Source organism: Candidatus Binataceae bacterium (assembly GCA_035500095.1).
GTDB lineage: Bacteria > Desulfobacterota > Binatia > Binatales > Binataceae > JAKAVN01.
On sequence record DATJXN010000013.1, the window covers coordinates 1 to 24,135 of the forward strand.

The 24,135-nt window shown below is 63.6% G+C and carries 28 protein-coding genes; 20 read left to right on the forward strand and 8 right to left on the reverse strand.

The window, feature by feature from the left end; all coding sequences use genetic code 11:
- From VMI09_01970 to VMI09_01985, 4 genes are all read left to right on the forward strand, one after another.
- On the forward strand, positions 1-342 hold a 342-nt coding region (locus VMI09_01970), incomplete at its 5' end, for a hypothetical protein (GenBank protein ID HTQ23431.1).
- Positions 343-596: 254 nt separating this feature from the next.
- A complete protein-coding gene (locus VMI09_01975; GenBank protein ID HTQ23432.1) occupies positions 597-1,199 on the forward strand; it encodes a class II aldolase/adducin family protein in 603 nt (200 codons plus the stop codon).
- A gap of 7 nt (positions 1,200-1,206) precedes the next feature.
- Positions 1,207-2,985, forward strand: a complete 1,779-nt coding sequence (locus VMI09_01980; protein HTQ23433.1) for a radical SAM protein — start codon at positions 1,207-1,209, stop codon at positions 2,983-2,985.
- A 41-nt stretch (positions 2,986-3,026) separates the two neighbouring features.
- Entirely contained in the window at positions 3,027-4,091 is a 1,065-nt protein-coding gene (locus VMI09_01985; protein HTQ23434.1) for an LLM class flavin-dependent oxidoreductase, read from the forward strand.
- Positions 4,092-4,109: 18 nt separating this feature from the next.
- Here the strand turns inward: VMI09_01985 and VMI09_01990 are convergent, their stop codons facing one another.
- From VMI09_01990 to VMI09_02000, 3 genes are all read right to left on the reverse strand, one after another.
- Complete coding sequence (locus VMI09_01990) at positions 4,110-4,370, reverse strand: Lrp/AsnC ligand binding domain-containing protein (GenBank protein ID HTQ23435.1); 261 nt, start codon at positions 4,368-4,370, stop codon at positions 4,110-4,112.
- Between the two features lie 79 nt (positions 4,371-4,449).
- A complete protein-coding gene (locus VMI09_01995; GenBank protein HTQ23436.1) occupies positions 4,450-4,935 on the reverse strand; it encodes an aromatic-ring-hydroxylating dioxygenase subunit beta in 486 nt (161 codons plus the stop codon).
- A gap of 14 nt (positions 4,936-4,949) precedes the next feature.
- A complete protein-coding gene (locus tag VMI09_02000; GenBank protein ID HTQ23437.1) occupies positions 4,950-6,191 on the reverse strand; it encodes a Rieske 2Fe-2S domain-containing protein in 1,242 nt (413 codons plus the stop codon).
- A gap of 262 nt (positions 6,192-6,453) precedes the next feature.
- Here VMI09_02000 and VMI09_02005 point away from each other — a divergent pair, with 262 nt between their 5' ends.
- The 9 genes from VMI09_02005 (at position 6,454) to VMI09_02045 (ending at position 13,626) form a co-directional block, all read left to right on the forward strand.
- Positions 6,454-7,470 (forward strand): trypsin-like peptidase domain-containing protein, encoded by a 1,017-nt coding sequence (locus VMI09_02005; GenBank protein ID HTQ23438.1) that lies wholly within the window; start codon positions 6,454-6,456, stop codon positions 7,468-7,470.
- A 140-nt stretch (positions 7,471-7,610) separates the two neighbouring features.
- Positions 7,611-8,168, forward strand: a complete 558-nt coding sequence (msrA, locus tag VMI09_02010) for a peptide-methionine (S)-S-oxide reductase MsrA (GenBank protein HTQ23439.1) — start codon at positions 7,611-7,613, stop codon at positions 8,166-8,168.
- Positions 8,169-8,415: 247 nt separating this feature from the next.
- The gene (locus VMI09_02015) at positions 8,416-8,946 is read left to right on the forward strand and encodes a hypothetical protein (GenBank protein HTQ23440.1); all 531 of its coding nucleotides are present in this window, start codon (positions 8,416-8,418) and stop codon (positions 8,944-8,946) included.
- A gap of 144 nt (positions 8,947-9,090) precedes the next feature.
- Complete coding sequence (locus VMI09_02020; protein ID HTQ23441.1) at positions 9,091-9,468, forward strand: cobalamin-dependent protein; 378 nt, start codon at positions 9,091-9,093, stop codon at positions 9,466-9,468.
- 7 nt (positions 9,469-9,475) lie between these two features.
- The gene (locus tag VMI09_02025) at positions 9,476-10,558 is read left to right on the forward strand and encodes a HAMP domain-containing sensor histidine kinase (protein HTQ23442.1); all 1,083 of its coding nucleotides are present in this window, start codon (positions 9,476-9,478) and stop codon (positions 10,556-10,558) included.
- A 29-nt stretch (positions 10,559-10,587) separates the two neighbouring features.
- On the forward strand, positions 10,588-10,746 hold the full coding sequence (locus VMI09_02030) for a hypothetical protein (GenBank protein ID HTQ23443.1): 159 nt from the start codon (positions 10,588-10,590) through the stop codon (positions 10,744-10,746).
- 4 nt (positions 10,747-10,750) lie between these two features.
- Entirely contained in the window at positions 10,751-11,572 is an 822-nt protein-coding gene (locus tag VMI09_02035; GenBank protein HTQ23444.1) for a DUF992 domain-containing protein, read from the forward strand.
- Between the two features lie 69 nt (positions 11,573-11,641).
- A complete protein-coding gene (locus VMI09_02040) occupies positions 11,642-12,643 on the forward strand; it encodes a hypothetical protein (GenBank protein HTQ23445.1) in 1,002 nt (333 codons plus the stop codon).
- Between the two features lie 23 nt (positions 12,644-12,666).
- Complete coding sequence (locus VMI09_02045) at positions 12,667-13,626, forward strand: alpha/beta hydrolase (protein ID HTQ23446.1); 960 nt, start codon at positions 12,667-12,669, stop codon at positions 13,624-13,626.
- A gap of 52 nt (positions 13,627-13,678) precedes the next feature.
- Here VMI09_02045 and VMI09_02050 read toward each other — a convergent pair whose 3' ends face one another.
- On the reverse strand, positions 13,679-14,551 hold the full coding sequence (locus VMI09_02050; protein ID HTQ23447.1) for an alpha/beta hydrolase: 873 nt from the start codon (positions 14,549-14,551) through the stop codon (positions 13,679-13,681).
- A 213-nt stretch (positions 14,552-14,764) separates the two neighbouring features.
- Here VMI09_02050 and VMI09_02055 point away from each other — a divergent pair, with 213 nt between their 5' ends.
- The 5 genes from VMI09_02055 to VMI09_02075 all read left to right on the forward strand — a co-directional run bounded on the left by VMI09_02055 (position 14,765) and on the right by VMI09_02075 (position 19,712).
- Complete coding sequence (locus tag VMI09_02055) at positions 14,765-15,745, forward strand: quinone oxidoreductase (protein ID HTQ23448.1); 981 nt, start codon at positions 14,765-14,767, stop codon at positions 15,743-15,745.
- A 51-nt stretch (positions 15,746-15,796) separates the two neighbouring features.
- Positions 15,797-17,206 (forward strand): OB-fold domain-containing protein, encoded by a 1,410-nt coding sequence (locus VMI09_02060; protein HTQ23449.1) that lies wholly within the window; start codon positions 15,797-15,799, stop codon positions 17,204-17,206.
- Positions 17,207-17,224: 18 nt separating this feature from the next.
- A complete protein-coding gene (locus tag VMI09_02065) occupies positions 17,225-18,409 on the forward strand; it encodes an acetyl-CoA acetyltransferase (GenBank protein HTQ23450.1) in 1,185 nt (394 codons plus the stop codon).
- Between the two features lie 295 nt (positions 18,410-18,704).
- Entirely contained in the window at positions 18,705-19,217 is a 513-nt protein-coding gene (locus tag VMI09_02070; GenBank protein ID HTQ23451.1) for a hypothetical protein, read from the forward strand.
- Positions 19,218-19,376: 159 nt separating this feature from the next.
- Positions 19,377-19,712, forward strand: coding sequence for an RNA-binding protein (locus VMI09_02075; GenBank protein HTQ23452.1), 336 nt, complete (start codon positions 19,377-19,379; stop codon positions 19,710-19,712).
- Between the two features lie 99 nt (positions 19,713-19,811).
- On the opposite strand, the gene VMI09_02080 is transcribed toward VMI09_02075, so the two are convergent.
- A complete protein-coding gene (locus VMI09_02080; GenBank protein HTQ23453.1) occupies positions 19,812-20,984 on the reverse strand; it encodes an ATP-binding protein in 1,173 nt (390 codons plus the stop codon).
- Here VMI09_02080 and VMI09_02085 point away from each other — a divergent pair.
- Positions 20,976-21,140 (forward strand): hypothetical protein, encoded by a 165-nt coding sequence (locus VMI09_02085; protein HTQ23454.1) that lies wholly within the window; start codon positions 20,976-20,978, stop codon positions 21,138-21,140. The genes VMI09_02080 and VMI09_02085 overlap by 9 nt on opposite strands.
- A gap of 55 nt (positions 21,141-21,195) precedes the next feature.
- Here VMI09_02085 and VMI09_02090 read toward each other — a convergent pair whose 3' ends face one another.
- From VMI09_02090 to VMI09_02100, 3 genes are all read right to left on the reverse strand, one after another.
- A complete protein-coding gene (locus VMI09_02090; GenBank protein HTQ23455.1) occupies positions 21,196-21,684 on the reverse strand; it encodes a PAS domain-containing protein in 489 nt (162 codons plus the stop codon).
- Between the two features lie 149 nt (positions 21,685-21,833).
- Positions 21,834-22,883, reverse strand: a complete 1,050-nt coding sequence (locus VMI09_02095; GenBank protein HTQ23456.1) for an NAD(P)-dependent alcohol dehydrogenase — start codon at positions 22,881-22,883, stop codon at positions 21,834-21,836.
- A gap of 194 nt (positions 22,884-23,077) precedes the next feature.
- The gene (locus tag VMI09_02100; protein HTQ23457.1) at positions 23,078-23,458 is read right to left on the reverse strand and encodes a hypothetical protein; all 381 of its coding nucleotides are present in this window, start codon (positions 23,456-23,458) and stop codon (positions 23,078-23,080) included.
- 233 nt (positions 23,459-23,691) lie between these two features.
- Here VMI09_02100 and VMI09_02105 point away from each other — a divergent pair.
- Positions 23,692-24,135, forward strand: a 444-nt coding sequence (locus VMI09_02105) for a class I tRNA ligase family protein (protein HTQ23458.1), incomplete at its 3' end; no start/stop codon positions are given.

The window sequence follows — 24,135 nt, forward strand, 5'->3', positions numbered from 1 at the left end:
CGCCCGCAGGTTTCGGTCGAGCGTCTGTTCGGTCGTCTGATCGAATGGCTCGAACTGGCAGCTTTGCCGATCGGGGCCTGCCCGGACGTATTTAATAAGAAACCCTGGCCTTGCGGGCTCAGCACGACATTCTCCGTTAGCGGCGTGTTCCAGATCGTTGCGCTGCAGGTTTTCGGCGTTGTCGCTGGAGGGCGCGAGCTCGCGCTGTGCACTCATTGCGGTATTCCGTTTGTGATCACTGGTAACAGAACGGGGGTCAGGCGGTTCTGTCGAGTGTGCGTAACAAACAAGGTTCCCATCAGATACGCCGTACGTGACTATCGTGCTCGCGCAGCGAACTGAGCGATGAGAAAGTGATTGTCCCAGTATAAGAGCATCTAATATTTGGACGAACGCGGACCCAGGCCCGTTTGGGCTCCATCAACCACCGCATAGGCATCAACTGGTTGATCGCGATCTTCATTAGCATTGCTAAATCAGAGAGGGGTTCGCTGCAGCCTGCGCCCTCCGTACCTGATTATCGGACATCGGGAACCTGTGCGCGACCTGGTGGAGCATAGCGCCTGTGCGGCACCTAATGCTAAGGTGCGTAGACCATGCACGAGGATTCCCAGACCGCCAGAGCTGAGATCGTCAGAGTCGGCCAGGCTGCGTGGGATAGCGGTCTCAATTCGTTGAAGTCCGGCAATATCTCGCTCCTCCTGCACAACGGAGACATTCTCATCACCAGAACGGGACGGTCGATGAGAGGACTCGACCCCGTCAGGGATCTGATTTCGATCGGACGTGAAGAGACAAAGCGGGGCGACGCCTCATGCGAATTCTACGTGCACCGCGGCATATATGCTGGAGCTGGCGATCCGAGGCGCGGCGCTATTCTGCATTGCCACGGCCCGTGCACCATCGCAGCTAGTGGTGTTTGGGATGACCACATACCCCCGAGCTTCAATGAAGCCGAAGACGTTCTCGGCAACACGCGAATTCTGGAATCCCGGCGCCGGGAGAGTTATGGCGAGGATCCGGAGCGGATTGCAGACGCGCTTAAAGCCGCAAAAATCGTCGCAGTCCGTAGTCATGGAACATTTACCCTAGCCGAGACGCTCGAGGAGTGCCTGTACCTGACTCATCTGCTCGAGACGTCGTGCCGCATATCGTTTATGGTATCGAGCGCGCTTAACGTAAGATCGAAGAGCCGATGAGAGGTCGATGAGCTTCTTGAATAAAGCTAACGGAATATCGCCGAGCGGACACGGCCCTCATTCGGACGGCGACATCCCCCGCAAGACTTTCCTGGTCGAGTTGATCAAGCCATCGCACTACGACGACGAGGGCTATATCATTCAATGGTGGCGCGGGTTCATACCGTCGAATTCGCTGTCATGTATGTACGGGCTCGCACTCGACGTGAGCAAGCGGCGCGCGCTGGGAGATGACGTCGATATCGACATCGAGGTCCGCGACGAGACGAATGTTTTCATCCCGATAAAGAAAATCATCGCCCGTTTTGCAAAGAACGGAAACCGCGGGCTGGTATGCCTTGTCGGAGTGCAGACTAATCAGTACGCGCGCGCGGTCGATATCGCGCGCGAGCTGCGCGCGGCGGGGATTCAGGTTGCGATTGGCGGGTTCCACGTCAGTGGATGTCTCGCGATGCTTCCTGAGCTGACGCCGGAGCTGAAAGAAGCGGTCGCGCTCGGCATCATTCTCTTCGCTGGCGAGGCCGAAGGCCGGCTGGAGGAAATTTTCCGCGCCGCGCACGAGAACCGGCTCCAGCCCATCTACAATTTCATGAAAGACATGCCGGACCTTGGCAGCCGGCCGCTGCCGTTTTTACCCGAGCGCTACGTGGCGCGCTACGCGGGAAAGCTCGGATGCTTCGACGCCGGACGCGGCTGCCCGTACGCCTGCAGCTTCTGCAGCATCATCAACGTGCAGGGGCGCAAGTCCCGCTATCGTACGGCCGACGACGTCGAACAGATGATCCGCGCGGGCTATGGACAGGGAGTAAAGAGCTACTTCATCACCGACGACGATTTCGCCCGCAATCGGAACTGGGAAGCCATCCTCGACCGCATCATCGAGCTCCGGCGCAAGGAAGGCTTCAAGATCAACATCATCATGCAGGTGGATACGCTCAGCTACAAAATTCCCAACTTCGTGAAAAAGGCGGCCGCCGCGGGTTGCCGCAAGGTCTTTATCGGCCTGGAGAACATCAATCCCGAGAGTCTCAAAGGCGCTTCCAAGAACCAGAACCATATCGGCGAGTACCGCGCGATGCTGCAGGCCTGGCGCAAGGAGCGGGTGCTGACCTATGCCGGCTATATCCTTGGGTTTCCCGCCGACACCCCCGAGAGCATCGCGCGCGACATCGGGATCATCCAACGCGAGCTCCCGATCGACATCATGGAGTTCTTCATGCTGACGCCTGGGCCCGGCTCGCAGGACCATCAAGAGCTCTATCTAAAGGGCGTCGCGATGTCGCCCGACACCAACCAGTACGACTCCGAGCACGCGGTGACGGCGCATCCCCGGATGACCGCCGAAGAATGGCAGGGCATCTACAAGCGCGCCTGGCATCTGTACTACACGCCGGCGCATGTCAAGACGATTCTTCGGCGCGCCGCGGCGACGAATATCAACCTTGGCCGCGTCGCATCGATGATCTTCTACTTCTACGCGAGCCACGCCTTCGAGGGCGTACATCCGCTGCAGTCGGGTGTCTTCCGGCGCAAGCGGCGATCGCAGCGGCGGGCCACCTTTCCGCGTGAAAGCGCGTTCGCGTTCTATCCGCGGCGAACCGCGGAGATTCTTGGCACCTACATTCCCGCGCTATGGTATCTCGCGCGGCTCGAGCTGTTGCGTTGGCAGATCCGCCGCGATCCTCACAGGAAGGACTACACTGACGTCGCGATTTCGCCCGCGGCCGAGGACGACAAGAGTCATTTCGATCTGTACCGGAAAGACGCGAACCGGTTGTCTGCCTAGCAGGAAATGCCACCGCACGTCCGGCGAGAACGGAAGGGCACATGCGCTTTGGCATTTACTGCGAGATGCAGAATGGATTCGGCGTTGACTACGCGAAAACCGTAGGGGACGTCCTTGGCCTGATCGAAAATGCGGATCGTCTGGGCTATGACGTCTTTTCCGTAATCGACCATCACTTCTTCCAGGAGTTCAGCATCTCGGCGAATCCGCTCGCGTTGTTCGCGGCCGCGGCGCAGAAGACCCGCAATATACGCTTCCGCACGCTCTGCCATACGTTTCCGCTGCGCAATCCGGCGGTTTACGCGGGCGAAATGGCCTTTGCGGATATCGTGACCGAGGGGCGCCTGGATCTCGGCGTGGGGCGCGGACACGCGTGGGAATACCCGCCCGCCGGCATCCCGGTCGAAGAGACCCAGGGCCGCTACGAAGAGGCGCTCGAGATCCTGGAGCTTGCGTTCACCAAAGAGCGCTTTTCGTTTCGCGGACGCTACTACCATCTGGACGACGTTTCGGTGGTGCCCAAGCCGCTTCAGAAACCGTATCCTCCGGTGTACATGGTCGGCACCAGCGGAGCGGCTTTCGAGATCGGCGCGCGCAAGGGCTGGTCGCTCGCATTCGGCGGCCCGGCTCCCGTGGCGGCGTTCAAACCCGGGGTCGATCGCTACCGCGAGGCTTGTGCGAAGTATGGGACGAAGCCGACGGTGGCATGCGTGCGTGCGGTGTATATCACCGAGGATGAGCGGCAGGCGCGCGCGGAGTGCGAAGCTGCGCTCAAGCGGTTTTTTGCCTATAACTCGACGGCGATCCCCGGCCTGCGCCGCGATCCGGCCATGAAGAAGCGTCTGCTGGACAGCAATTACGCTTTCTATGCCGGCGAAATCATGGAGATGCTGCCGCGGCTCAGCTACGAGGATATCGTCACGCAGGAATGCGCGTTCGTGGGCACGCCCGAGCGCGTGCTCGAACAGTGCGCCGCGCTGAAACGGGTGGTCGACGTCGATGAAATCCTGATCATTTCCCACTACGGCGATATCGAGATTTCGAAGGCGCTCCGCACCCAGGAGCTGTTTGCGCGCGAAGTGATCCCGAAGTTGCGCGCGATGTAGGGGCGGGCCGGAGCGGCGTCAGGTCTTGCGCAGTTTCGGCACGTTGTACGCGTCGAAGGCGATGAGCGTCTTGGTCTCGCGCAGATGCGGCACGCGCTGAATCCGGTCGACCACCAGGCGCGCGAGATGGTCGAAGTCGTCCACTCTCACCTTGACGATCAGATCGTAGTCGCCCGCGAGCGAATGCATCTCCTCGACGATTTCCATCTCGACCAGCGCCTTGACCACGTCGTCAATGTGCGCCGGCTCGGTTTTCATCAACACGAACGCCACGAGCATCAGCGTTGTCCTCCGTTATGTCTGTTCCCCGTCGTGCCCCGGCCTCGGCTCGAAAATCCCGGTTCCGGCCCGCGGCGTCCTAGATCGGGGTAACCAGCAGCGTATCAACCCGGGCGGTATCGGAGACCACGATCTTTTCCGCGAACCGGGCCTGGCCGTTCTCGATGACTACGCGATCCTGATACTCGCCGGCGCTGTAAATCTCGCTGGTGCCGTAGCGGACCGCGTCAAGAGCCGTGCGCACGACGAGATAGTTCGCGCGCGCCTCGATCGCGCGGTCGTCGCAGCTCAGCACGCGCACGGCGCCCACGATGTGGCGGTAGCGGTGCGGCGCGTACAGGTTGGCCGTGCGATGGGCGACGACGCGATCCTGCAGCATCCCGCGGCTCTCGCAGAGCACCCAGCCGAGCGCGAGGTTGTGCGACACGTTTTCCCAGGGGATGATCTTGTAGAGGCAATTGTCAGTGAAGAAGCCGGGCCATTCTTCGAGCCGGTCGTTATCTATGCAATCGGCGTAGGCCGCAAGCAGCTCTTCGACCGTCCATCTGGCTTGACGCGAATCCACTCTCGGCCCCGCGCTCAAATGTCCATCACGGAGCGATAGTACCGCCAGAAGCTCCGGATCGCCGATTCCGTGTTGAGGGTTTCGTCTCCGCCCTCCTTTTCGCCGCCGTATTCGACGTAGGACGAACCGCCGTCGCCATCGCCCCGCACAATCGCCTGCTGCACCAGCTCGGTTGCGTAGCCGTCTTCCATCGAGATGTATCCGGCGGGACCGACGAGGTTTGCGTGTTTGAGCCGCAGCCGATCCATCTCCGCGTCGTCGTCTCGATAGCCGAAAAACGTGAATAGCAGTTCGAAGGAGTCGGGTCCCTTGGGCAGGATGTGGCGGGTCGCGAGCGTGTTCTGAATCTGCTGCACCACCACGCAGGGGAAAATGTGATTGATCGAGTTCGTCAGTTCTACCTCGAACTCTTTCCTCGACTCGAGCAGCGAGGGATCCGCAAGCTCGTAGCCCTTACGATACGTGCGCGGCGCGATCCCCTCGACGTCGCGGTCGTCCTGCTCAGCGCGCCGAAAGGCACGGATGATGCTCGTACGGCCCTTGGGATCGGTGAGACAGCCTCCGCCCTGATTTGCCCGGTAGATATTGAAAGTCGCGTGGAACAGATGCAGCAGGCTCGCGTGGTAGGGGTCCTTGACGTTTTCGACGTAGAGCTTCCAGTTGGCGTGGATGAACTGCCGCGCGTAGCCCAGGATTTTCACCGGCCGATTGAACACGCGGTCGATCCACGGACAGATTTCATCGCCGAGATATTCCTCGATCGGCTCCACGTCGTCGCTGAACGACGCGAAGACCAGGCTCCGGTAGGTGGTCAGGTTAAGTTTCCGCAGCGAATGGAGCGCGGGGTCGAAGTCCGGCGGATAGCCGCCCCTGCCGTCGAGGCCCTTGCGAAACGGCACGCCGGTCAAATTGCCTTTCAGGTCGTATGTCCATTGATGATAGACGCACTGGAGCGCGGCGCGATTTCCCCGGAACTCGCGGCAGACCAGGGCGCCGCGATGCGCGCATCGGTTGACCATCGCATGGAGCTCGCCGGCGCGGTCGCGGCATACGATAACCGGAGTGTCGGCGATAAAAGTGGCCTTGAAGTCGCCGGGATTCGGCAGCTCCGCGTCCAGCGCCACGTAGTTCCATGAACGGCCGCCGAACAGCCGCTCCTGCTCGCGCGCGTAAACCGCAGGATCGGTGAAGAGCCGGTACGGGACGCGTCTGACGCCCTCGGTTTGCGGCCACATACTGGGAGACGACTCGTTCACGGTTGCCTCCATTTTCGATGGGCTGCCGGCGGGATTTTGTCGACCTGCCCGCCGTCCCCAAACCCGGGATCGCGGTCGCTGCAGCGTGAGAATCTTATCCCCTTCCAAAGCGAAGGGGAAACGACGTTATTGCAGCGCCGACGCACTGCCATACCGCGCGAGCGTTTGCGCATCCCAGTCCCTGCCCGAAGTCGCTTGACGCGATGATTATATTTACCCACAGGAGGACCAGGGAAAGCATATGCAGGCGGTTTTGCGAGAGATGTTGAACGAGGCGCCGCAAGATCGGGAACAGGCGGCGGTGGAGCCACCGGCGCAGGTTGCGGCAAACGATCCCGGTAATGACGCCGGCTTGCTCGATGCCTACTCGGAGGCGGTCGCCAGTGCGGCTCAACGGGTGGGTCCCGCGGTCGTAAATATCGAGGTGTTTCGGCACAAGGGCGCGAGCGAGGTGCCGGCCGGGACCGGCTCGGGTTTCGTTTTCACGCCCGACGGCTTCGTTCTGACCAACAGCCACGTGGTCGCGCATGCGAACCGGATAAGCGTGACGCTGCTCGACGGGCGGCGCGCGGAAGGCGCTCTTGTCGGTGCCGACCCGCACAGCGACCTCGCGGTCGTGCGGATCGGTTCCTCGACGCTAGCCGCGGCGGCGCTCGGCGACTCGGGCCGGTTGCGCGTGGGGCAACTTGCGATCGCAATCGGCAGTCCGTACGGGTTTCAGTGCACGGTCACCGCGGGAGTGGTGAGCGCGCTCGGGCGATCGCTCAGGTCGCAGTCGGGCCGCTTGATCGACGACGTAATCCAGACCGACGCGGCGCTTAATCCGGGCAATTCCGGCGGGCCGCTGGTCAACTCGCGCGGCGAGGTAATCGGCGTCAACACGGCGGTCATCCGGCCCGCTCAGGGAATCTGCTTCGCGATCGGGATCAACACTGCGCAGTACGTGGCGGCGAGGCTCATCCGCGACGGCCGGATCGTGCGCGCCTACATCGGCGTCGCCGGGATGACGGCTCCGCTGCCGCGGCGGTTCGTGCGCTTCTATCGCCTGGCGCGGGAGACGGCCGTAATGGTCACGTCGGTCGAGCCCGAAAGCCCGGCGGACAAGGCGGGAGTGAAGCCGCGCGACATGATCGTCGCCTACGGCGACAATGCGGTCGGCGCGGTCGACGATTTGCACCGATTGCTTTCGGAAGAGCGGATCGGGGCGCGCGCCGAATTGACCGTTATTCGGGGGACGGAGCGGCTGCGGCTCGAGGTTGTGCCGTCGAAGTCGGCGTAGCCTCTCGATTCGTCCTTGACGGATTGTAAAACTCTGCGCGAGTGTGAATCGAAGGTTCCCAACGGCTGCCCCGGATACCCGGCCGCGCGGTGGGGAGTCGGCCCGTTTACATTCGCAATCACTCAGTTATTGTGTTCGGCATGAGCGAAAAAACCGAAATTGCGGTCTTCGGCGGCGGATGCTTCTGGTGCACCGAAGCGGTGTTCGGGCGCTTGAAGGGCGTGGTGTCGGTGATGCCGGGGTATGCGGGTGGCACGATCGCGAATCCGACCTACGAGCAGGTCTGCACCGGCACTACCGGCCACGCCGAAGTTACTCGCGTCGAATACGACCCTGGCCGCATTTCCTTCAATGACCTGCTGACCGTGTTCTTCGCGACCCACGATCCGACTTCGCTCAATCGGCAGGGAGCGGACGTCGGCACCGAGTACCGCTCGGCCATTTTCTACACGACCGACGAGCAGCGCAGAGATGCCCAGGCGCTAATCGCGGAGCTGAATGCCTCACTTCCGGCTACCAGGCCGATCGTCACCGAAGTAGTTCCGCTGAAGGCGTTTTACGAGGCCGAGAACTATCATCAGGATTACTACCGCAAAAATACCCTCGCGCCCTATTGCCAGGTCGTCATCGATCCGAAACTCCGCAAGCTCAACCAGCACTTCAGCGCCTTGCTCAAATCATCAGGGATCACCGCGTAGGACGGCGCCGCTGCGAATGCGTTCCGCGCCGAGCTATAGACTGCGCCAGACCGGCTGCGCTTTGGTAGCAGGTCAATTTGAGAGATAAAGCTCCGTCATTCGAGCGCCATTTCGTATTGACTGCACTGAAATCGGGGGCGAGATTGTTGGAGGCTACAGGATTCCCGACCTTCGCGCGTTCGAGCTCGGCTTTGCTCTGCGATTTGCCGCAGCAGGGCGGCGCCATCGAAACGAGGCATCAGGTCCAATGGACAAAAACTCCGCAGCCGCGAACGAACTCCGAAGCGCGGCTGAAACAATCTCCCTGGCGGCGGTCGCGAAAGACTACGCGCGGCGGCCCGAACTGCTTGCCCGGTATGGAGAGCGGGGCAGGGCGATGTACCTTCAGGACACGCGGTTTCACCTGTCCTATCTTGCCGACGCGATCGGCTTCGGCCGGCCGTCAATCTTCAGGGACTATCTCGGATGGGTGGCCGACGTGCTTGCGGCGCGCGGCGTCGCTCCTGAGGAACTGAACGAAAACCTTCGCTGCGTGCGCGAGGTATTGGACGAGACGCGTTCGCCCGAGAGCCTGGCGATAGCGCTCGAGGCCTTCGATGCGGGCCGCGCGGCGGCCGCCGGCGCCCCGCAATCCAGCGCGCCGTTGCCCGCCGACGGGCTCGCCAAGCGCTACCTCGACTTCCTGCTCCGCGGCGAACGGCAGCAGGCGCTCGAATTGATGCAGGACGCGCTACGCTCGGGAACCGGCATCAGAGAGATCTGGCTGCACGTCTTCTAGGACGCGCAATACGAGGTCGGCCGCCTGTGGCAATCCAACCGTATCAGCGTCGCGCAGGAACACTATTGCACCGCCGCGACGCAGTTCATCATGTCGCGCCTCTATAGCCACATCTTTTCCGGCCCGCGCGTTGGGCGTGTACTGATGAGCGCGTGCGCCCAGGGCGAGATTCACGAGATCGGGGCGAGGATGGTCGCCGACTTTTTCGAAATGGAAGGATGGGACACCTGCCATCTGGGAGCCAACATGCCGGCCGCAGTTCTGGTCGATTACGTCGGGCAGCATCGGCCCGATCTCCTCGCGCTTTCCGCCACGATGACCTTTCATCTCGAGGGGGTGGCGGCTATGGTGCGCGCGCTGCGCGCCAACCAGGAAACCCGCGATCTCAGGATCATGGTCGGCGGTCATGCCTTCAATCGCGAGCCCGATCTGTGGCGCGAGATCGGCGCGGACGGATATGCGCGCGACGCCGAGGATGCACTGGGCGCTGCCGGGCGGCTCGCCGCAGGGGCGGTGAGCTGAAGCGCGGATGGAGCTGCGGCATCGCGCGGGGGTGCTGATCCGATGCACCCGGGAAGGAGTAGTCACCGCAATAATCCACGATGGCGTGGGTCTTGACGCGTCGCTCCAGCCCGGAAAGCCATTCTGGTCCTGCGCCTATGTTGACAACCACGCCCGCGCAAAGGCGCTGATCGAAGGCGTCGCCGAGGGAGAAGCCGCATTCGAAGTGCCGATTTCGGTTGACCTCGTCGGCCATCCCAAACTGATGAGCTTCTCGGCCGTTCCCGCCGGCGAAGAACTGATCCTGGTGGACAGCGCGGTCGAGAACTACGCGGGCGACGTCTATGAGGATCTGATCCGGATCAACAACGAGGAAACCAACGCTCTGCGCGTTGCGATTAAGAGCCTCGAGCGGCGCAGCCAGCAAGCCGCGATCGCTGCGCACGACCTGCGCAATTCGATCGGCTCGATCGCGTCGAGCGTCGAACTGCTGCTCGAGGAGAGCGCCGCGTTCGTGCCCGATCAAATGCAACTGATGTCGATCATCGAAAGGGCAAGCCGCTCCTCGCTCGCGCTGGTGTCCGATCTGCTCGATCTGACGCTGATCGAAGCGGGGCGGCTCGAGCTGAAGAAGAAGCCCGTCGACCTCGCCGCCCTCATCCGCAAGAACGTCGAGACCAACGAACTGTTGGCGCGGAGAAAAAATATCGCGCTCGAAGCCGAAATCGCCGCGGACCTGCCGCTAGTGAATGCCGACCCCACGCGCGTGGAGCAGGTGTTGACCAACTTCATCAGCAACGCGATCAAGTATTCGCAGCCCGGCACCAGCGTGAGCGTGCGCGCGGCCGAGCAGGACGGTGAAGTGCTGGTCGAAATTCGCGACCAGGGACAGGGAATTCCGGCGGAGGAGTTGGGCAAGCTGTTTCAGCTCTATCAGAAGACCAGCGTGCGCCCGACCGGCGGCGAGCGGAGCACCGCGCTTGGACTTGCGATCGCGCGCCAGATCGTCGAGGCCCACGGCGGAAAGGTCGGCGTCGAGTCCGAAGTGGGGCGGGGCTCGACCTTCCATTTCACGCTGCCGCGCGCGGCGGCCGCCGCCAAGGATTCCTGACGCCCCCGAAGCCGCCGAGGAGAGACGCCATGATCGTTGCCGTGTCGAGGTTCAAGACCGGCGCCGCGGAGGCGGCGGAGATCGAAGAACGCTTCCGAGCGCGGCCGCGCCTGGTCGATCTGCACGAAGGGTTTCTCGGGCTCGAGTCCTGCGCACGGTCGGACGCGATCCGACTTTCATGCGGGTGACGCGATGGACCGACCGCGCTGCGCTAAGGCGCTACATGCGCTCGCCCGATTTTCGCGCGGTGCATCGGAGCAACGAGGAAGACGGAGCCGACTTCGCCATCTGCGAGGTCGTAACCGCGAGCTGAGCGGCTGCGATGCGGGTAGTGTGCTAACTTGCGTTACAGAAAACGGAAGATTGGAATGCGACCGCGCTGACATTGCCGCTATGCGAGGTCGTTTGCGCATCGCGATCGTCTTTTGGGAGAATCGCGGGGAACTCGAGCGATCGCGCCTGGGACTGAATCCTGCGAAATCGGAGGAACGATTGAAAATGAAATCTACGACTACTCGTTGCCTGCTAAGCGCCGCGGCGCTGATCCCGACAATCTCGCTGTGCGCGCTGCCCGCTCGCGCCCAAGAGCACAAGATGACCGTGCGCGCCGGCTACCTCACCTGTCACGTCGCCAGCGGATGGGGGTTCGTTTTCGGTTCTTCTCGCGAGGTGAACTGCGCCTACACGCGCGACAAGAATTACACTGAATACTATCGCGGCTCGATTACCAAGTTCGGCGCCGATATTGGATATCTTTCCTCCGCGGTCATCCTGTGGGCGGTGGTCGCGCCGACCACCAATCTGGGCGAAGGCGCGTTGGCAGGCCACTATGGCGGTGCAACCGCGAGCGTCGCGCTCGGGGTTGGCGCGGGCGCCAATGTCCTGATCGGTGGATTCAAGAAGTCGATCGCGTTGCAGCCGATCTCGATTGAAGGTCAAAACGGCCTTAACGTCGCGGCCGGGATCGGCGAGTTGAACCTCAAGTTGGAAAGGAAAGGGAAGCATAAAGAGTAACTCAGCGTCAGGCCATGAGACGCGCGCGGCATCTGGCGGAGTTTGCGTGACCCCTGCGGAGTAGGAGCGATGACTGAGCAATTCACAATCTGTGTGGGCACGGTCGGCGCCGGCGTATGGTTCAGTCCCGACGGCGGCGATCATTGGCGGCGGAGCAAGATGGCGTTGCCGTTCCATGCCGAACCCGGCGAAATCCAGATTCGCGCGCTCGCGCTCTCGCCGCACAATCCGCACCGGGTGTACGCCGGCTCCGAGGCCGGCCTCTATCGCAGCGACGACAACGGCGCGAGTTTCGAGCTGGTGCCTTCGCCGATGGACGGGATGCAGATCTGGTCGGTCGCCGTCCATCCGCAGGACCCCGCGGTCATTTATGCCGGGACCAAGCCGCCCGCGGTGTTCCGCACGCGCGACGGCGGCGAGCGATGGGAGCGGCTTGCGATTCCGATCGCGGAGAAGTGTCTCGCCGGACCACCCAAGGTCACCAACGTCGTTTTCGATCCGCGCGACCCGCGGACCATCTGGATGAGCGTCGAAATCGATGGCGTGTATCGCAGCCGCGACGATGGCGAGTCCTGGAGCCATTGTCCGCCGCTCGGCGACAAGCCGCTCAACCAGGACATCCACGGCCTGGCGGTGCGACCGGGCCGGCAGCCCGAAATTCTCGCGACCACGCCCGACGGCATCTGGCGCAGCGCCGACGAGGGCGAAACCTGGTCGCTGCACGGCTTTCCGCGGTTTGCCGAGCGCGACACGATTTCCTATTGCCGCGGCGTCGCGCTCGCGCCGGGCAATCCCGACGTCATGTTCGTCGCGAACGGTGATTTCATCCCGGGCAAGCGCGGCGCCATCCAGCGCACCGCCGACGGCGGCGCAACCTGGGAGAAATGCGCGCTCGAGGTCGAGCCGAATTCCACGATGTACTGGGTTGGCGTCAACCCGGCGAATCCCGACGTCGTGGTCGCCAACAGCCTGCACGGCTACGTCTATCTGAGCCGCGATGGCGGCAAGACATGGGAAAAGCTGCGGCGCGAGTTCGGCGAGATTCGCGCGCTGGCCTGGCTGCCGAACTGACGCACCAAAGGAGCGCGGCCGCGATGAGCGAGGTAAGTCATCACTTCGTCGAGACCAACGGCATCCGGATGCACTACGTCGAGGCCGGCAAGGGGCCGCTGGTCGTTCTGTGCCATGGGTTTCCGGAATCCTGGTATTCCTGGCGCCATCAGATAACGGCGCTCGCCGAGGCCGGCTTCCGCGTCGTCGCGCCCGACCAGCGCGGCTACGGGCAGACCGATCGCCCGCAGGCCGTCGATGCCTACAGCATCTTTCACCTCGTGGGCGACATCGTGGGCCTGGTGAATGCGCTCAAGGAGCGCACGGCCGCGATCGTCGGACACGACTGGGGCGCGCCGGTCGCATGGTCCTCTGCACAGTTGCGCCCGGATCTCTTCCGCGCCGTCGGCCTGCTCAGCGTTCCTTACATCCCGCACGGGACGATCCGTCCGAGCGCCATCGTCAAGGCAATATTCGGCGACAAGGTTTTCTACCAGGAATATTTTCAGGACGAGGGCAAGGCCGAACACGAACTCGAACGCGACGTGCGCGCTACCATGCTCGCGACCTTCTATTCGCTCTCGGGCGACGCCGCGCCGAACGAGCGATGGCGTTACGCGTTCGGCCGCGACCAGGGTTTTCTCGACAGCGTGACCGTGCCGCGGAGCCTGCCGCCGTGGCTCAGCGAGGCCGAGCTCGACTTCTTCATCGGCGAGTTCAAGCGCACCGGGTTTCGCGGCGGGCTCAACTGGTATCGCAATATCGATCGGATGTGGGAGCTGACCGGCTTTCTGGACGGCGCGCGGCTGGCTCAGCCGACGCTATTCATCGCGGGCGACAAGGACGCAGTAGTCGAGTTTTACGCCGACGCGTACCAGGCGCTCGAAGCCAACGCGCCGAACCTCGCGGGCAAGGTCCTGCTCCCGGGCGCGGGCCATTGGGTTCAGCAGGAGCGGCCGGCCGAAGTAAACCGCCTGCTGATCGATTTTCTGCGCTCCGTCTAGCTGGCGAGCTCCGTCTGATCGGCGTGCGCAGCACTCGCAGATCCAGCGCGCCTCAAAGAATCTTGTCCGTCACCGAGCGCGGGTCGCGCGTGGCCCAGCCGCCGGCCTCGACCTGGTGGAAAAAGTCGTCGACCAGCGCGTTGAAGAGCGCCGGCTCCTCCAGGTTGAGCGCGTGCCCGGTCTTCGGCAGCACCGCGAGCGCCGCGGTCGCGATCGTCCGCTTCATCAGCACCGACGCCTCGATGCACGGGTCGTCTTCGTCGCCGGTCATCACCAGCGCCGGCACGGAAATCTTCTTCATCTCGTCGGCCAGATCGAAGAGCGACGGGCGCTGCTTCTGCACGCCGCGCAGCGTGTTGGCCGAGCCGAGCGCTGAGTGCTCGGCCATCTGCGCCGCAAATTCGTTCCATCCGCGCGGGTCCTTGTTCTGCAATTGCACTCGCGTCGAGCCGAGCGCGTAGCGCTTTGCGCCCTCGGCCATCCCGATCCGGTCGAACATCTGGGCGGCATGCTCCGCTTCGTCCTGGAATTGCGCGCGCTTGCCCTTTTCCGCGCCGTAACCGCAGCCGCCGATCACCAGCGAGCGTGCGCGATGGCCGTAGCGCATCCCGAAGTGCAGCGCCGCGAATCCGCCCATCGAGATGCCGACGATGTGCGCCTTGTCGATGCCAAGTCCGTCGAGCACGGCGCGGATGTCGTCGCGGGCGCGGGCTTGCGAATAGCGCGAAACTTCGGAGGGAACGTCGGAAGGTGGGTAGCCGCGTGCGTTGTACGCGATGCATCGGTAGCGGCGCGAGAAGTGGCGCATCTGCGGTTCATAGCTGCGATGGTCGCCCGCGAATTCATGGATGAAGACGATCGGCAGGCCCTCACCGGCTTCTTCGTAATAGAGCTTCACGCCATCGTCGGTCGTAAGATGCGGCATCGCTACATCTCCTGTCTGTTCGGCGAAACTTCCCTCGATGCAATACCACGACCGCGGCGTGGAAGCATCGATTGAAATGCGGCGGTTCAGGCCCGGGAGTTTGTAATCCGGATGTTCTTGATGCAAGTCTTGAAAGGTTCTCGAGGTTCCGACCGGCTCGAAACCGATGAAAGCGGGCCCAAAGGCGCGGCTCGCGCCGAAAATGGAGTGGTTATGAAATGTAAAGCGATCGTAGTGCATCAGACTGGCGGGCCGGAAGTCTTACGCTACGAGGACGTCGAGGTTCCGACCCCGGGGCCGGGACAGGCGCTCGTACGCCATCGCGCAATCGGGCTCAACTTCGTCGATATCTACGTTCGCTCGGGCGTCTATCCGGCGCCGTCGCTGCCCTATACGCCCGGCACCGAGGCAGCAGGCATCGTCGAGGCGGTGGGGCCGGACGTGAGCGAGGTCCGCGTCGGCGACCGGGTCGCGTACGTGGGCGGTCCGCTGGGCTCGTATTCCGAGGCGCGGGTGATGCACTCGCGGGTGCTGGTCAAACTGCCGGACAAGGTGGACGAGGCGACCGCCGCGGCCGCGATGCTCAAGGGGTTGACCGCCGACTATCTGATTCATTCCACGTACGCGGTGAAGCCCGGCGACACGATCTTGCTGCACGCCGCTGCGGGCGGGACCGGGATGATTCTTTCGCAGTGGGCCAAGTATCTCGGCGCGACCGTGATCGGCACCGTGGGCAGTGACGAAAAGGCCAAGGTCGCCGCCGCCCACGGCTGCGCGCATGTGATTAACTATTCGCGCGAGGATTTCGTCGCCCGCGTCAACGAAATCACCGGCGGCAAGAAGGTGCCGGTGGTCTATGACTCGGTGGGGCAGGCGACCTTTATGAAGTCGCTCGATTGTCTGCAGCCGCGCGGCCTGATGGTCAGCTTCGGGCAGGCCTCGGGCGTCGTGCCGCCCTTCAGCATCAACATCCTGAGCGGCAAGGGCTCGCTCTATCTCACGCGTCCGACGCTCATGACTTACACGGCGCGGCGCGAAGACCTGGAAGCGGCGGCGCGACGACTGTTCGACGTGCTGGGCAGCGGCGCCGTGCGCTGCGAGGTGCAGCGCACGTTCAAGCTCGCCGACGCGGCCGCGGCCCATCGCGCGCTTGGCGATCGCGCGACCACCGGCTCGAGCATTTTGCTCCCGTAGCCGGGCGGCTGAAGGGTTGACCGGAGATGGCGGGCAATCTTTAATCGCGGCATGACAGGAATCGTCTCATACGGATCGTACATCCCGTACCGCCGCCTCAAGCGCGCGGCGATCGCCGAAGTGCTCGGGGTGCCCGCGGCCAAGGGCGAACGTTCGGTCGCGAGCTTCGACGAAGACAGCGTCTCGATGGCGGCCGAGGCGGCGCGCGACGCGGTGCGCGCGGTCGGCGCGGATCGCGTGCGGACGCTCTTGTTCGCGACCTCCACGCCCCCCTATGCCGAAAAGCTCAACGCCGCGATCGTCGGCGCCGCGGCGCAATTGCCGGCCGAGAGCCGCGCCGCCGATCTGACCGGTTCGGTGCGCGCCGGGCTTTCCGCGCTGCTGCAGGCGGCCGACGCGGCGAACGCCGGCGGATTGGCGCTGGCGGTGATGTCCGATTGCCGGCTGGGCGCGCCCGAAGGGCGCCTCGAGCAGTCCGGCGGCGACGGCGCGGCGGCGTTCGTGATGGGCACCGGCGGCGACGTGATCGCTGAAATCGTGGCCAGCGCATCGTTCACGCGGGAGTTCCTCGACACCTGGCGGATGCCCGAGGAGCGCTTCGGCCATTCATGGGAGGAGCGCTTCGCGCTCACGCAGGCCTATGTGCCGCTGCTCGGCAAAGCGATCCAGTCGGTGCTCGAAAAGGCGGGCGTGGCTCCCGCGGCGCTCGCGCGAGTGATCCTCGACGCGCCCAATCCGCGCGCGGTGGAAGAGGTTGCGCGCGGGATGAAACTCGACCCCGCGAAGTTATCCGATACGCTCGCGCTCACGGTCGGTCAAACCGGCGCCGCGCATGCCGCGCTGCTGCTGACTGCCGCGATGCCGGCGCTAAAGCCGGGCGACCTCGTCCTGATGGCCGCGGTCGCCGACGGCGCCGACGCCGTGGTGCTGCGCGTCACGCCGGCGGCGGCGAAGTTTCGCCCGGCCCACTCTGTCGGCCGCATGATCGAATCCAAGGGCGACGTGACCTACGGCAACTATCTGAAGTGGCGGCAAATCCTGCCCACCGAACCGCCGCGGCGGCCCGACCCGGAGCGTCCGGCGGCGCCGCCGATGATGCGCTCGGAAAAGTGGAAATTCGCGCTCGTCGGATCGCGATGCACAGCGTGCGGCACGCCGCAGCTTCCCCCGCAATTGGTATGTGTTAAGTGCCGCTTGCGGGGTAAGATGGAATCGTACGGGTTTGCCGATCGCACCGGGCGAATCGCGACCTACGCCGTGGACCGGCTCGCCTATTCGCTGAATCCGCCCACCGTCAATGCCGTGGTGGACTATGAAGGCGGCGGGCGCTTTTTGTGCGAGATGACCGATTGCGAGCCGGATAAGGTTGCGATCGGCGACGAAGTGGAAATGACCTTTCGCCGGCTGTTTACCGCCGACGGCGTGCATAACTATTTTTGGAAGGCGCGGCCCAAGCGCTGAGCACCGAGGAGGATTCTGATGGCAAGCAAGGGAATCAGGGATCGCGTCGCGATCGTCGGGATGGGGTGCACCAAGTTCGGTGAGCACTGGGACAAGGGCGCCGAGGATCTGCTGGTCGACGCCGCCTATCAGGCCTACGAGTCCGCAGGGATCGGTCCCGATGACGTCGATGCGTACTGGCTCGGCACGATGGGCTCGGGAATTTCGGGGCTGACGCTCTCCGAGCCGCTCAAGATTCAATACAAGCCGGTGACCCGGGTCGAGAACATGTGCGCCACCGGATCCGAGGCGCTCAGGCAGGCGTGCTACGCGGTCGCATGCGGGGCGTTCGACGTCGCGATGGCGATCGGGGTGGAAAAGCTCAAGGACTCGGGAATGTCGGGGCTGGTGATCACCAATCCGCCCAACGACGGCACTCCGGCCGCGATGACGCCGCCGGCGCTGTTCTCGCTGCTCGCGCCCGCCTACTTCAAGAAATACGGACTCGACCCCGACAAGGGCAAGGACGTGCTCTCGCGCATCGCCTGGAAGAACCATCGCAACGGCGCGCGCAATCCCAAGGCGCAGTTTCAAAAGGAAGTGCCGATCGAAACGATCAGAAACTCGCCCAAGATTGCCGACCCGCTCGGAATCATGGATTGCTCAGGCGTCTCCGACGGATCGGCGGCCGCTATCGTGGTCCGCGCCGAAGACGCGCACAAGTACTGCAAGAACCCGATCTATATCAAGGCGCTGTCCTTCGTCGCGGGCCCGGCCGAGGGTCCGCTATCGCCGGAGTACGACTTCACCTCGTTCCCTGAGGTCGTCGCCTCCGCGCGCGACGCGTACGCGCAGGCCGGGGTTACCAATCCGCGCGAGCAGATAAGCCTCGCCGAGGTCCACGATTGCTTCACTCCGACCGAGCTGGTGCTGTACGAGGACCTTGGCTTCAGCGCGCGCGGCACGGCATGGCAGGACGTGATTGAAGGGTTCTTCGATCTCGAAGGGCATCTCCCGGTCAATCCCGACGGCGGTCTCAAATCGTTCGGCCATCCGATCGGGGCTTCGGGACTGCGCATGATGTACGAGATGTGGCTGCAGCTTCGCGGCGAGGCGGAGAAGCGACAGGTGAAGAATCCCAAGCTCGGTCTGACACACAACCTGGGCGGCCAGCCGGGCCGCTGCGTGAGTTTCGTCTCGGTGATCGGGAATTCGGTAGGCTAGCGAGCCGGACTGCATGACAACGGCCTCGCGGGTTTCCGCGAGGCCGTTTTTTTTTCGCCCGACCAGCTTGAATCGGGACGTCAGAGCCGAGTTGTGCTCAACATGCTCATATTGGCAAGCCTCTGCGATTCCGCAACATTGGATGGCGACGGCGCTACATTGGCATAATAAAGCCAATATAAAGCGCTTGATTTCAAATAAAGAAGCTATCGGCACATTAAATGCTTTCTTAGCTTCCGATGACGGAATTTGGCAGATAGCTCTTCCGAGCTGCCTCGCACCAAGGAATATACCGATGCTGACCGTTACAATCCAAAACCGCGAAACCCACGACGCAATCGAGCGCTACGTCATGGCCGCGATCGTTGACGCTCGCGAAGTCTATGCCGACAGGAAATGGCTGACCTGGGCCGACAGCTGGATAGCCGGCCGCGACCGCAGCTTTGCCTCAGCCAGAAAGGCCCATCAGATCGCCCTTCAGGCCTGCGAACGTGAGTCATCGGAGGCGGCTGCCCGGACCGCGGACGCAGACGAGAGCGCCGAGGCGGAGTCCTGCGCGCCCGAGACTCCGGCTGAACTGGCCGCATGGGCAGCGGGCCTCGCGGTGGTGAGAGCGCCTATCGTGCCGGACCTGATGGCCGGAATTCGGCGTATCGAGTTTGCCCTGCGCAACAGGCTCGCAAGCCTTCGCACGCCCGGCCAACCGAGAGCGGCGCGTCCGGCGCTTGCTGGCCGCGCGGTCGCGCGCGCGCAGCGCGCCGGCGCGACGCTGATGCCGCCCGAAGTCAGGCAAACGGCGCGTCCGTAACCTGGCGCCACGCAAGCGCGCGCGACTCGCCTTGACATCGACACGCCCCGCGGCATAGAAGCAATCGCAACCGGCTAGTACCCCCACACGTAAGCCCGTGAACTTCGCGAGCTTCTCTGTTCGAGCGCTTCCGGCGAATAATAGAGGAGGGCATAACAGATGCCCGCAAAACTGTACGTAGGCAACCTGGCCTTTTCGGTGACCAACGAGGACCTGGAAGCGCTCTTCGGTCAGGTGGGCAAGGTCGATAATGTCGCGGTCATAACCGACAAATTCTCGGGCCAATCGCGTGGCTTCGGTTTCGTGCAGATGGCCGATTCCAATGAGGCCGCGCGCGCGATCGAGGAACTGAACGGACACGAGCTCAAGGGCCGCGCGATCAAGGTAAACGAGGCGCGCGAGCAGGGGCCGCGTCCCGGTGGCGGCGGCGGCGATCGTGGCGGCCGGGGCGGCCGCGGCGGCGCGGGAGGCGGTGGCGGTGGCCGACGCTGGTAAGAGCTTCGGGACAAACGCGATCGGGGCAGCGGCGGCGATCTCTGCCGACGCATTCGAGGGAATTCTCAGGTAATTCAGCTAAGGAATTCGGGTGGGAAATCAGCTCGGACTGCCGTCGCGCGATGGCTGCTCGCCCGCGACCGCGCCTATCTCCGGCGCCCAGCGCTTGAGTAGAGCGTCGAGGTCGTCGATATCGACGGGCTTGCTGATGTAGTCGTCCATGCCCGCGGCATGGCACTTTTCGCGCGCGCCGCTCAGCGCATGCGCGGTCATCGCGATGACGATCGTATGTTGCCGCGTATGTTGCGGCGACGCGGCCTCGCGCCGGCGAATCTCGGCCGTCGCTTCATACCCGTCCATCCCCGGCATCTGACAATCCATCAGGACGATCGGATAGCGCCTGCGCGCGAGCGCGTCGAGCGCTTCGCAGCCGTCGCTGACCAGGTCGGCCGCAAAGCCGAGAATCCTTAGCTGCATCTGCGTCAGCTTCTGGTTGACCGGGTTATCCTCCGCCACAAGGATCGTAGCCGCGGCCGCTTTATCTTCGTGATTGCCGGGAGCCGCGATATCTTCCGCAGCGTTATCGAGTCGCTGCGCCTGGCGAACGGGTTTGCCCATGTGTGCGGTGAAACAGAAAGTCGACCCGCGATTCAGCTCGCTCTCCAGCGAAATCTGTCCGTCCATCTGCCGCACCAGTTCCGTCGAGATCGCGAGTCCCAACCCCGAGCCGCCGTACTTGCGGCCGGCCGAGCCGTCGACCTGCGAGAACGGCTGAAAGATTCTGCTCTGATCGACGGCGGCGATGCCGATTCCGGTGTCGCTCACTTCGAACTGCAAAACGGCAGCGCTCGCCGATTCCGCGCTTTGGCGTGCGCGCATGACTATTTCGCCCCGCTCGGAGAATTTGACCGCGTTGCTCACGAGGTTGCTCAGGATCTGCTCGAGGCGGCGGGCGTCGCCCAGCAAGGGAGCGGGCAGCGTCTCGTCGAGATCGAGCGTGAGCTTAAGACGCTTTTTTTGCGCCGGTCCGGCAAACCGCGCCGCCACCCGCTCCATCGAATCGCGCGGGTCGAACTCGGCCTCCTCGAGCACGAGCTGACCGTCGGACAGATGCGAGAAATCAAGCACGTCGGCGACAATGTCGCGCAAAAGCTCGCCGCTGGTGTGCAGTGCCTCCGCATATTCGCGCTGCGCCGCCCTGAGTCCGGTGTCCAGCAGCAGCCGGCTCATCCCGAGGATGCCGTTTAACGGGGTTAGAATTTCATGGCTCACGTTGGACAGAAACTCAGAACGCAGGCGGGCGGCTTCGAGGGCCATGCGGTGCGCGCGGGCCATTTCTTCTTCGGCCCGCTGGCGCGCGCTCACGTCGCGATGAACAATCAGCCCGCCGTACCGAGCACCGTCCTCGTCGATTACCGGCCGGCCTGAGACCTCTAACCACAAACCGTCCTTCAGGTTCGCGCCGCCAAGGAGCAGGCGCTGGTTATCGAACGATTCGCCGCGCACTGCGCGCGAGCGGCCATTGTTCGAGCGGCAGCGGCGGCGCGTCGCGCGCGGTCCGCAGCGTTAATCCGCCAGCGACCTGGGCGACCGTCAGTTGCTCGCGGTCCACGCCGCCGATTTCCTTCCCCGCGCGATTGACGTGGGTATATTTCAGGTCGCGGTCGCACACGATCACGCCATCGGTCACGGTGTCGAAGATCGAATTCATCAAGTCCGATTGGCGCCGCAATTCCGCGGTCCGCTCGGCGACCTGGCGCTCCAGCCCCTGATTGACCTCTTGCAAGGCGGCCTCAGCCGCACGCTGGCCGGCGACGCTGGCGTCGAGGCGCCGTATCGCGCGTCCCATCAAGAGACTGACCAGACACACCGCGACCACGCCTACCCCACCGTCAAGAACGATAGCCAGCGTCTCCCGTCGCGCCGCCCGGGTTTCTGCCGCGCGCCGCTGACCGAGCAGCACGGTTTCCACGCTGGCGAGATCGTTCAGCCGAAGCGAAAATTTCAGAGGTCAGCCGATCGGCGGCCCTCGAATCGACACCCAGCGCAGCTGCCTTCCCGAGGCTGTCCCGACGCCGGGCAGCATCGTCTAGCAGCGCGAGCCTGGCCGCTTCCCGGGAATTAAAACAGGATCAGCGGTTTGATAATGCCGTCGCGCTTGTTCTCCATCATCTCGAACGCGCGTTCGAGTTGATCGAAGGGCATCGTGTGCGTGGTCAGTCGCGTCGGATCGATGCGACCGCCCTTAAGCAGCCGCAACAGCCGTTCCATCCTGAGCCGCCCGCCCGGACATAGCCCGGTGCGAATCGTCTTCTCCGCCATGCCCACACCCCATTCCAGACGCGGGACGTGAACGAACTCGCCCTTGCCATGATAGCCCGCATTGGAGATTGTGCCACCCGGCTTGGTGACGCGAATCGCGTTTTGAAACGAGAGGTCGCCGCCCAGTGCCTCGATTGCCGAATCGACGCCCTCGCCGTCGGTCAGCTCCATGATGCGTGCGACGGCGTCTTCCTTTTCGAAGTCAACGATGGCGTCCGCGCCGTACGATCGCGCGAGTTCCTGGCGGCGCGGTACAGAATCGACCCCGATAATCAGGCCCGCGCCGAGCATCCGCGCGCCCGCCACCGCCATCAAGCCCACAGGGCCGAGCGCGAAAACGGCGACCGTGCCGCCGGCCGGGATGCAGGCGTTTTCGGCCGCCATCACACCGGTCGAGATCATGTCGCAGCAATACACTGCTGCCTCGTCGGCGACCGCAGACGGTATGTGCGCCATGTTGGCGTCGGCCTCGTTGACGTGAAAGTACTCGGCAAAAACGCCATCTTTGATGTTGGCGAACTTCCATCCGCCAAGCGCGCCGTTGGATTGCGAGGAGTGTCCCGCCTGCGCGGCCACGTCGCCCCACTCGGGCGTGATTGCGCCGACGAGGACGTGGTCGCCCGGCTTGAAGCGCTTGACCCCCGCGCCGACCTGATGGACGACGCCGACCGCCTCGTGCCCGAGCGTGAGATTGTCGCGCGGACCGATCGCGCCGTGGACCGTGTGCACGTCGGAAGTGCAGATGAGGGCCTTGGTGGTTTTCACGACGGCGTCGGTCGGACCTGGAGTAGGAATCGGTTTCTCGGCGAAGCCGACCTTGCCAATCCCTTTCATCACGAAGGCTCGCATCGCGGGCAACCTCCATCACGGAGCGGTTCGGACGCAGTTACGCAATGTCAAATGCGCGCTTCGGCGATCGAATGTCAAGAATGAAAGATGTGTGGTGCGGGCTCGATACCTGCGGTGAAAGGATGGCCCGTCGAAACCGGACCGGTTAAATGAATCAACGAGACGAAATCGAAGGAGCAGCGATTCGCGGACGATCAGGAAGCGCGCCAGGGCGGCTCGCTCTTGCCGCCCGCGATCGTGCGCAGCCGCGTACGCCGCGCCGCATCGAGGCTGACCGCCGTTGCGCCGCCGCGGCGTCCCTTCGGCGGCGCCCCCGCGCTTACGCCGTCGATCGCGCGCACCGGCGATTGCCACCGCCGGCCGGCCCACGGGCTCCGCGGCGCGCGAACCCGCGAGCGATCGAAGGCGACCAGCATCAGCGCCGTGAACCAGCAGGTCACGATCACTGCGGCGCTCGTGTAGGCCGCTCCGTAGAAACCGCCAAGGATCGAACCCACCACCGCGCCCATCGCGAACACGGCGAAATGCCATAGGCTTATCTTGCGGGCGTCGAAATTGACCTTCCGCTTGTTCATCTGGGAGGCGCCTTAAGCTTAACTCTCGACAGGGCCATTGTTGCGCCGCCGCGGTTTCGTGACAAGAGCCTTATCAACAGGTATCGTGCGCCGGAGCCATTTTCGTGTCGTCCGCATGGCCGGGCGCCGCGCCCCGGCGCTGCCCGAGGCGCGCAGCGGCGGCGCCCATCAGGCTCGGTTTTAACCGCTTGCGCGCGCGCGCTAGAGTTATAGCCACCGGAGAGAGTTATCGGATGTCGATGGACGAACGCTACGAGCCCAAGAAGATCGAGCCCTACTGGCAGGCCGAATGGGACCACGTCGATCTCTATCGCACGCGCGAGGATCGCGAGCGGCCAAAGTTCTATGTGCTCGAGATGTTTCCCTATCCCTCGGGCGACGGCCTTTCCGTGGGCCATCTGCATAACTACGTGCCTTGCGACGTGATTGGGCGTTACAAGAGGATGGGGGGCTATAGCGTGCTGCACGCGATGGGATGGGACGCATTCGGTCTGCCGGCCGAAAACGACGCCCTGCTCAAAGGGCTGCATCCCAAGCAGACCGTGCCGCGCTACGCCGCTAACTTCAAGCGTCAGTTGAAGTTGGTCGGCTGCGCCTACGACTGGTCGCGCGAGCTCAATTCCTCCACGCCCGAGTACTATCGCTGGACGCAGTGGTTTTTCCTGCTAATGCTCAAG

What these genes read in the sequence shown, in the direction of transcription:
- VMI09_02030 (HTQ23443.1), top strand. Translation starts at nt 10,588, where the DNA reads ATGATCGTTGCCGTGTCGAGGTTCAAGACCGGCGCCGCGGAGGCGGCG.
- VMI09_02055 (HTQ23448.1), top strand. Translation starts at nt 14,765, where the DNA reads ATGAAATGTAAAGCGATCGTAGTGCATCAGACTGGCGGGCCGGAAGTC.
- VMI09_02050 (HTQ23447.1), bottom strand. Translation starts at nt 14,551, where the DNA reads ATGCCGCATCTTACGACCGACGATGGCGTGAAGCTCTATTACGAAGAA.
- VMI09_02060 (HTQ23449.1), top strand. Translation starts at nt 15,797, where the DNA reads ATGACAGGAATCGTCTCATACGGATCGTACATCCCGTACCGCCGCCTC.
- VMI09_01975 (HTQ23432.1), top strand. Translation starts at nt 597, where the DNA reads ATGCACGAGGATTCCCAGACCGCCAGAGCTGAGATCGTCAGAGTCGGC.
- VMI09_02085 (HTQ23454.1), top strand. Translation starts at nt 20,976, where the DNA reads ATGGCTCACGTTGGACAGAAACTCAGAACGCAGGCGGGCGGCTTCGAG.
- VMI09_02065 (HTQ23450.1), top strand. Translation starts at nt 17,225, where the DNA reads ATGGCAAGCAAGGGAATCAGGGATCGCGTCGCGATCGTCGGGATGGGG.
- VMI09_02070 (HTQ23451.1), top strand. Translation starts at nt 18,705, where the DNA reads ATGCTGACCGTTACAATCCAAAACCGCGAAACCCACGACGCAATCGAG.
- VMI09_02035 (HTQ23444.1), top strand. Translation starts at nt 10,751, where the DNA reads ATGGACCGACCGCGCTGCGCTAAGGCGCTACATGCGCTCGCCCGATTT.
- VMI09_02075 (HTQ23452.1), top strand. Translation starts at nt 19,377, where the DNA reads ATGCCCGCAAAACTGTACGTAGGCAACCTGGCCTTTTCGGTGACCAAC.
- VMI09_02100 (HTQ23457.1), bottom strand. Translation starts at nt 23,458, where the DNA reads ATGAACAAGCGGAAGGTCAATTTCGACGCCCGCAAGATAAGCCTATGG.
- VMI09_02025 (HTQ23442.1), top strand. Translation starts at nt 9,476, where the DNA reads ATGGAGCTGCGGCATCGCGCGGGGGTGCTGATCCGATGCACCCGGGAA.
- VMI09_01990 (HTQ23435.1), bottom strand. Translation starts at nt 4,370, where the DNA reads ATGCTCGTGGCGTTCGTGTTGATGAAAACCGAGCCGGCGCACATTGAC.
- VMI09_02040 (HTQ23445.1), top strand. Translation starts at nt 11,642, where the DNA reads ATGACTGAGCAATTCACAATCTGTGTGGGCACGGTCGGCGCCGGCGTA.
- VMI09_02020 (HTQ23441.1), top strand. Translation starts at nt 9,091, where the DNA reads ATGAGCGCGTGCGCCCAGGGCGAGATTCACGAGATCGGGGCGAGGATG.
- VMI09_02045 (HTQ23446.1), top strand. Translation starts at nt 12,667, where the DNA reads ATGAGCGAGGTAAGTCATCACTTCGTCGAGACCAACGGCATCCGGATG.
- VMI09_02015 (HTQ23440.1), top strand. Translation starts at nt 8,416, where the DNA reads ATGGACAAAAACTCCGCAGCCGCGAACGAACTCCGAAGCGCGGCTGAA.
- VMI09_01985 (HTQ23434.1), top strand. Translation starts at nt 3,027, where the DNA reads ATGCGCTTTGGCATTTACTGCGAGATGCAGAATGGATTCGGCGTTGAC.
- VMI09_01980 (HTQ23433.1), top strand. Translation starts at nt 1,207, where the DNA reads ATGAGCTTCTTGAATAAAGCTAACGGAATATCGCCGAGCGGACACGGC.
- VMI09_02005 (HTQ23438.1), top strand. Translation starts at nt 6,454, where the DNA reads ATGTTGAACGAGGCGCCGCAAGATCGGGAACAGGCGGCGGTGGAGCCA.
- VMI09_02095 (HTQ23456.1), bottom strand. Translation starts at nt 22,883, where the DNA reads ATGCGAGCCTTCGTGATGAAAGGGATTGGCAAGGTCGGCTTCGCCGAG.
- msrA (HTQ23439.1), top strand. Translation starts at nt 7,611, where the DNA reads ATGAGCGAAAAAACCGAAATTGCGGTCTTCGGCGGCGGATGCTTCTGG.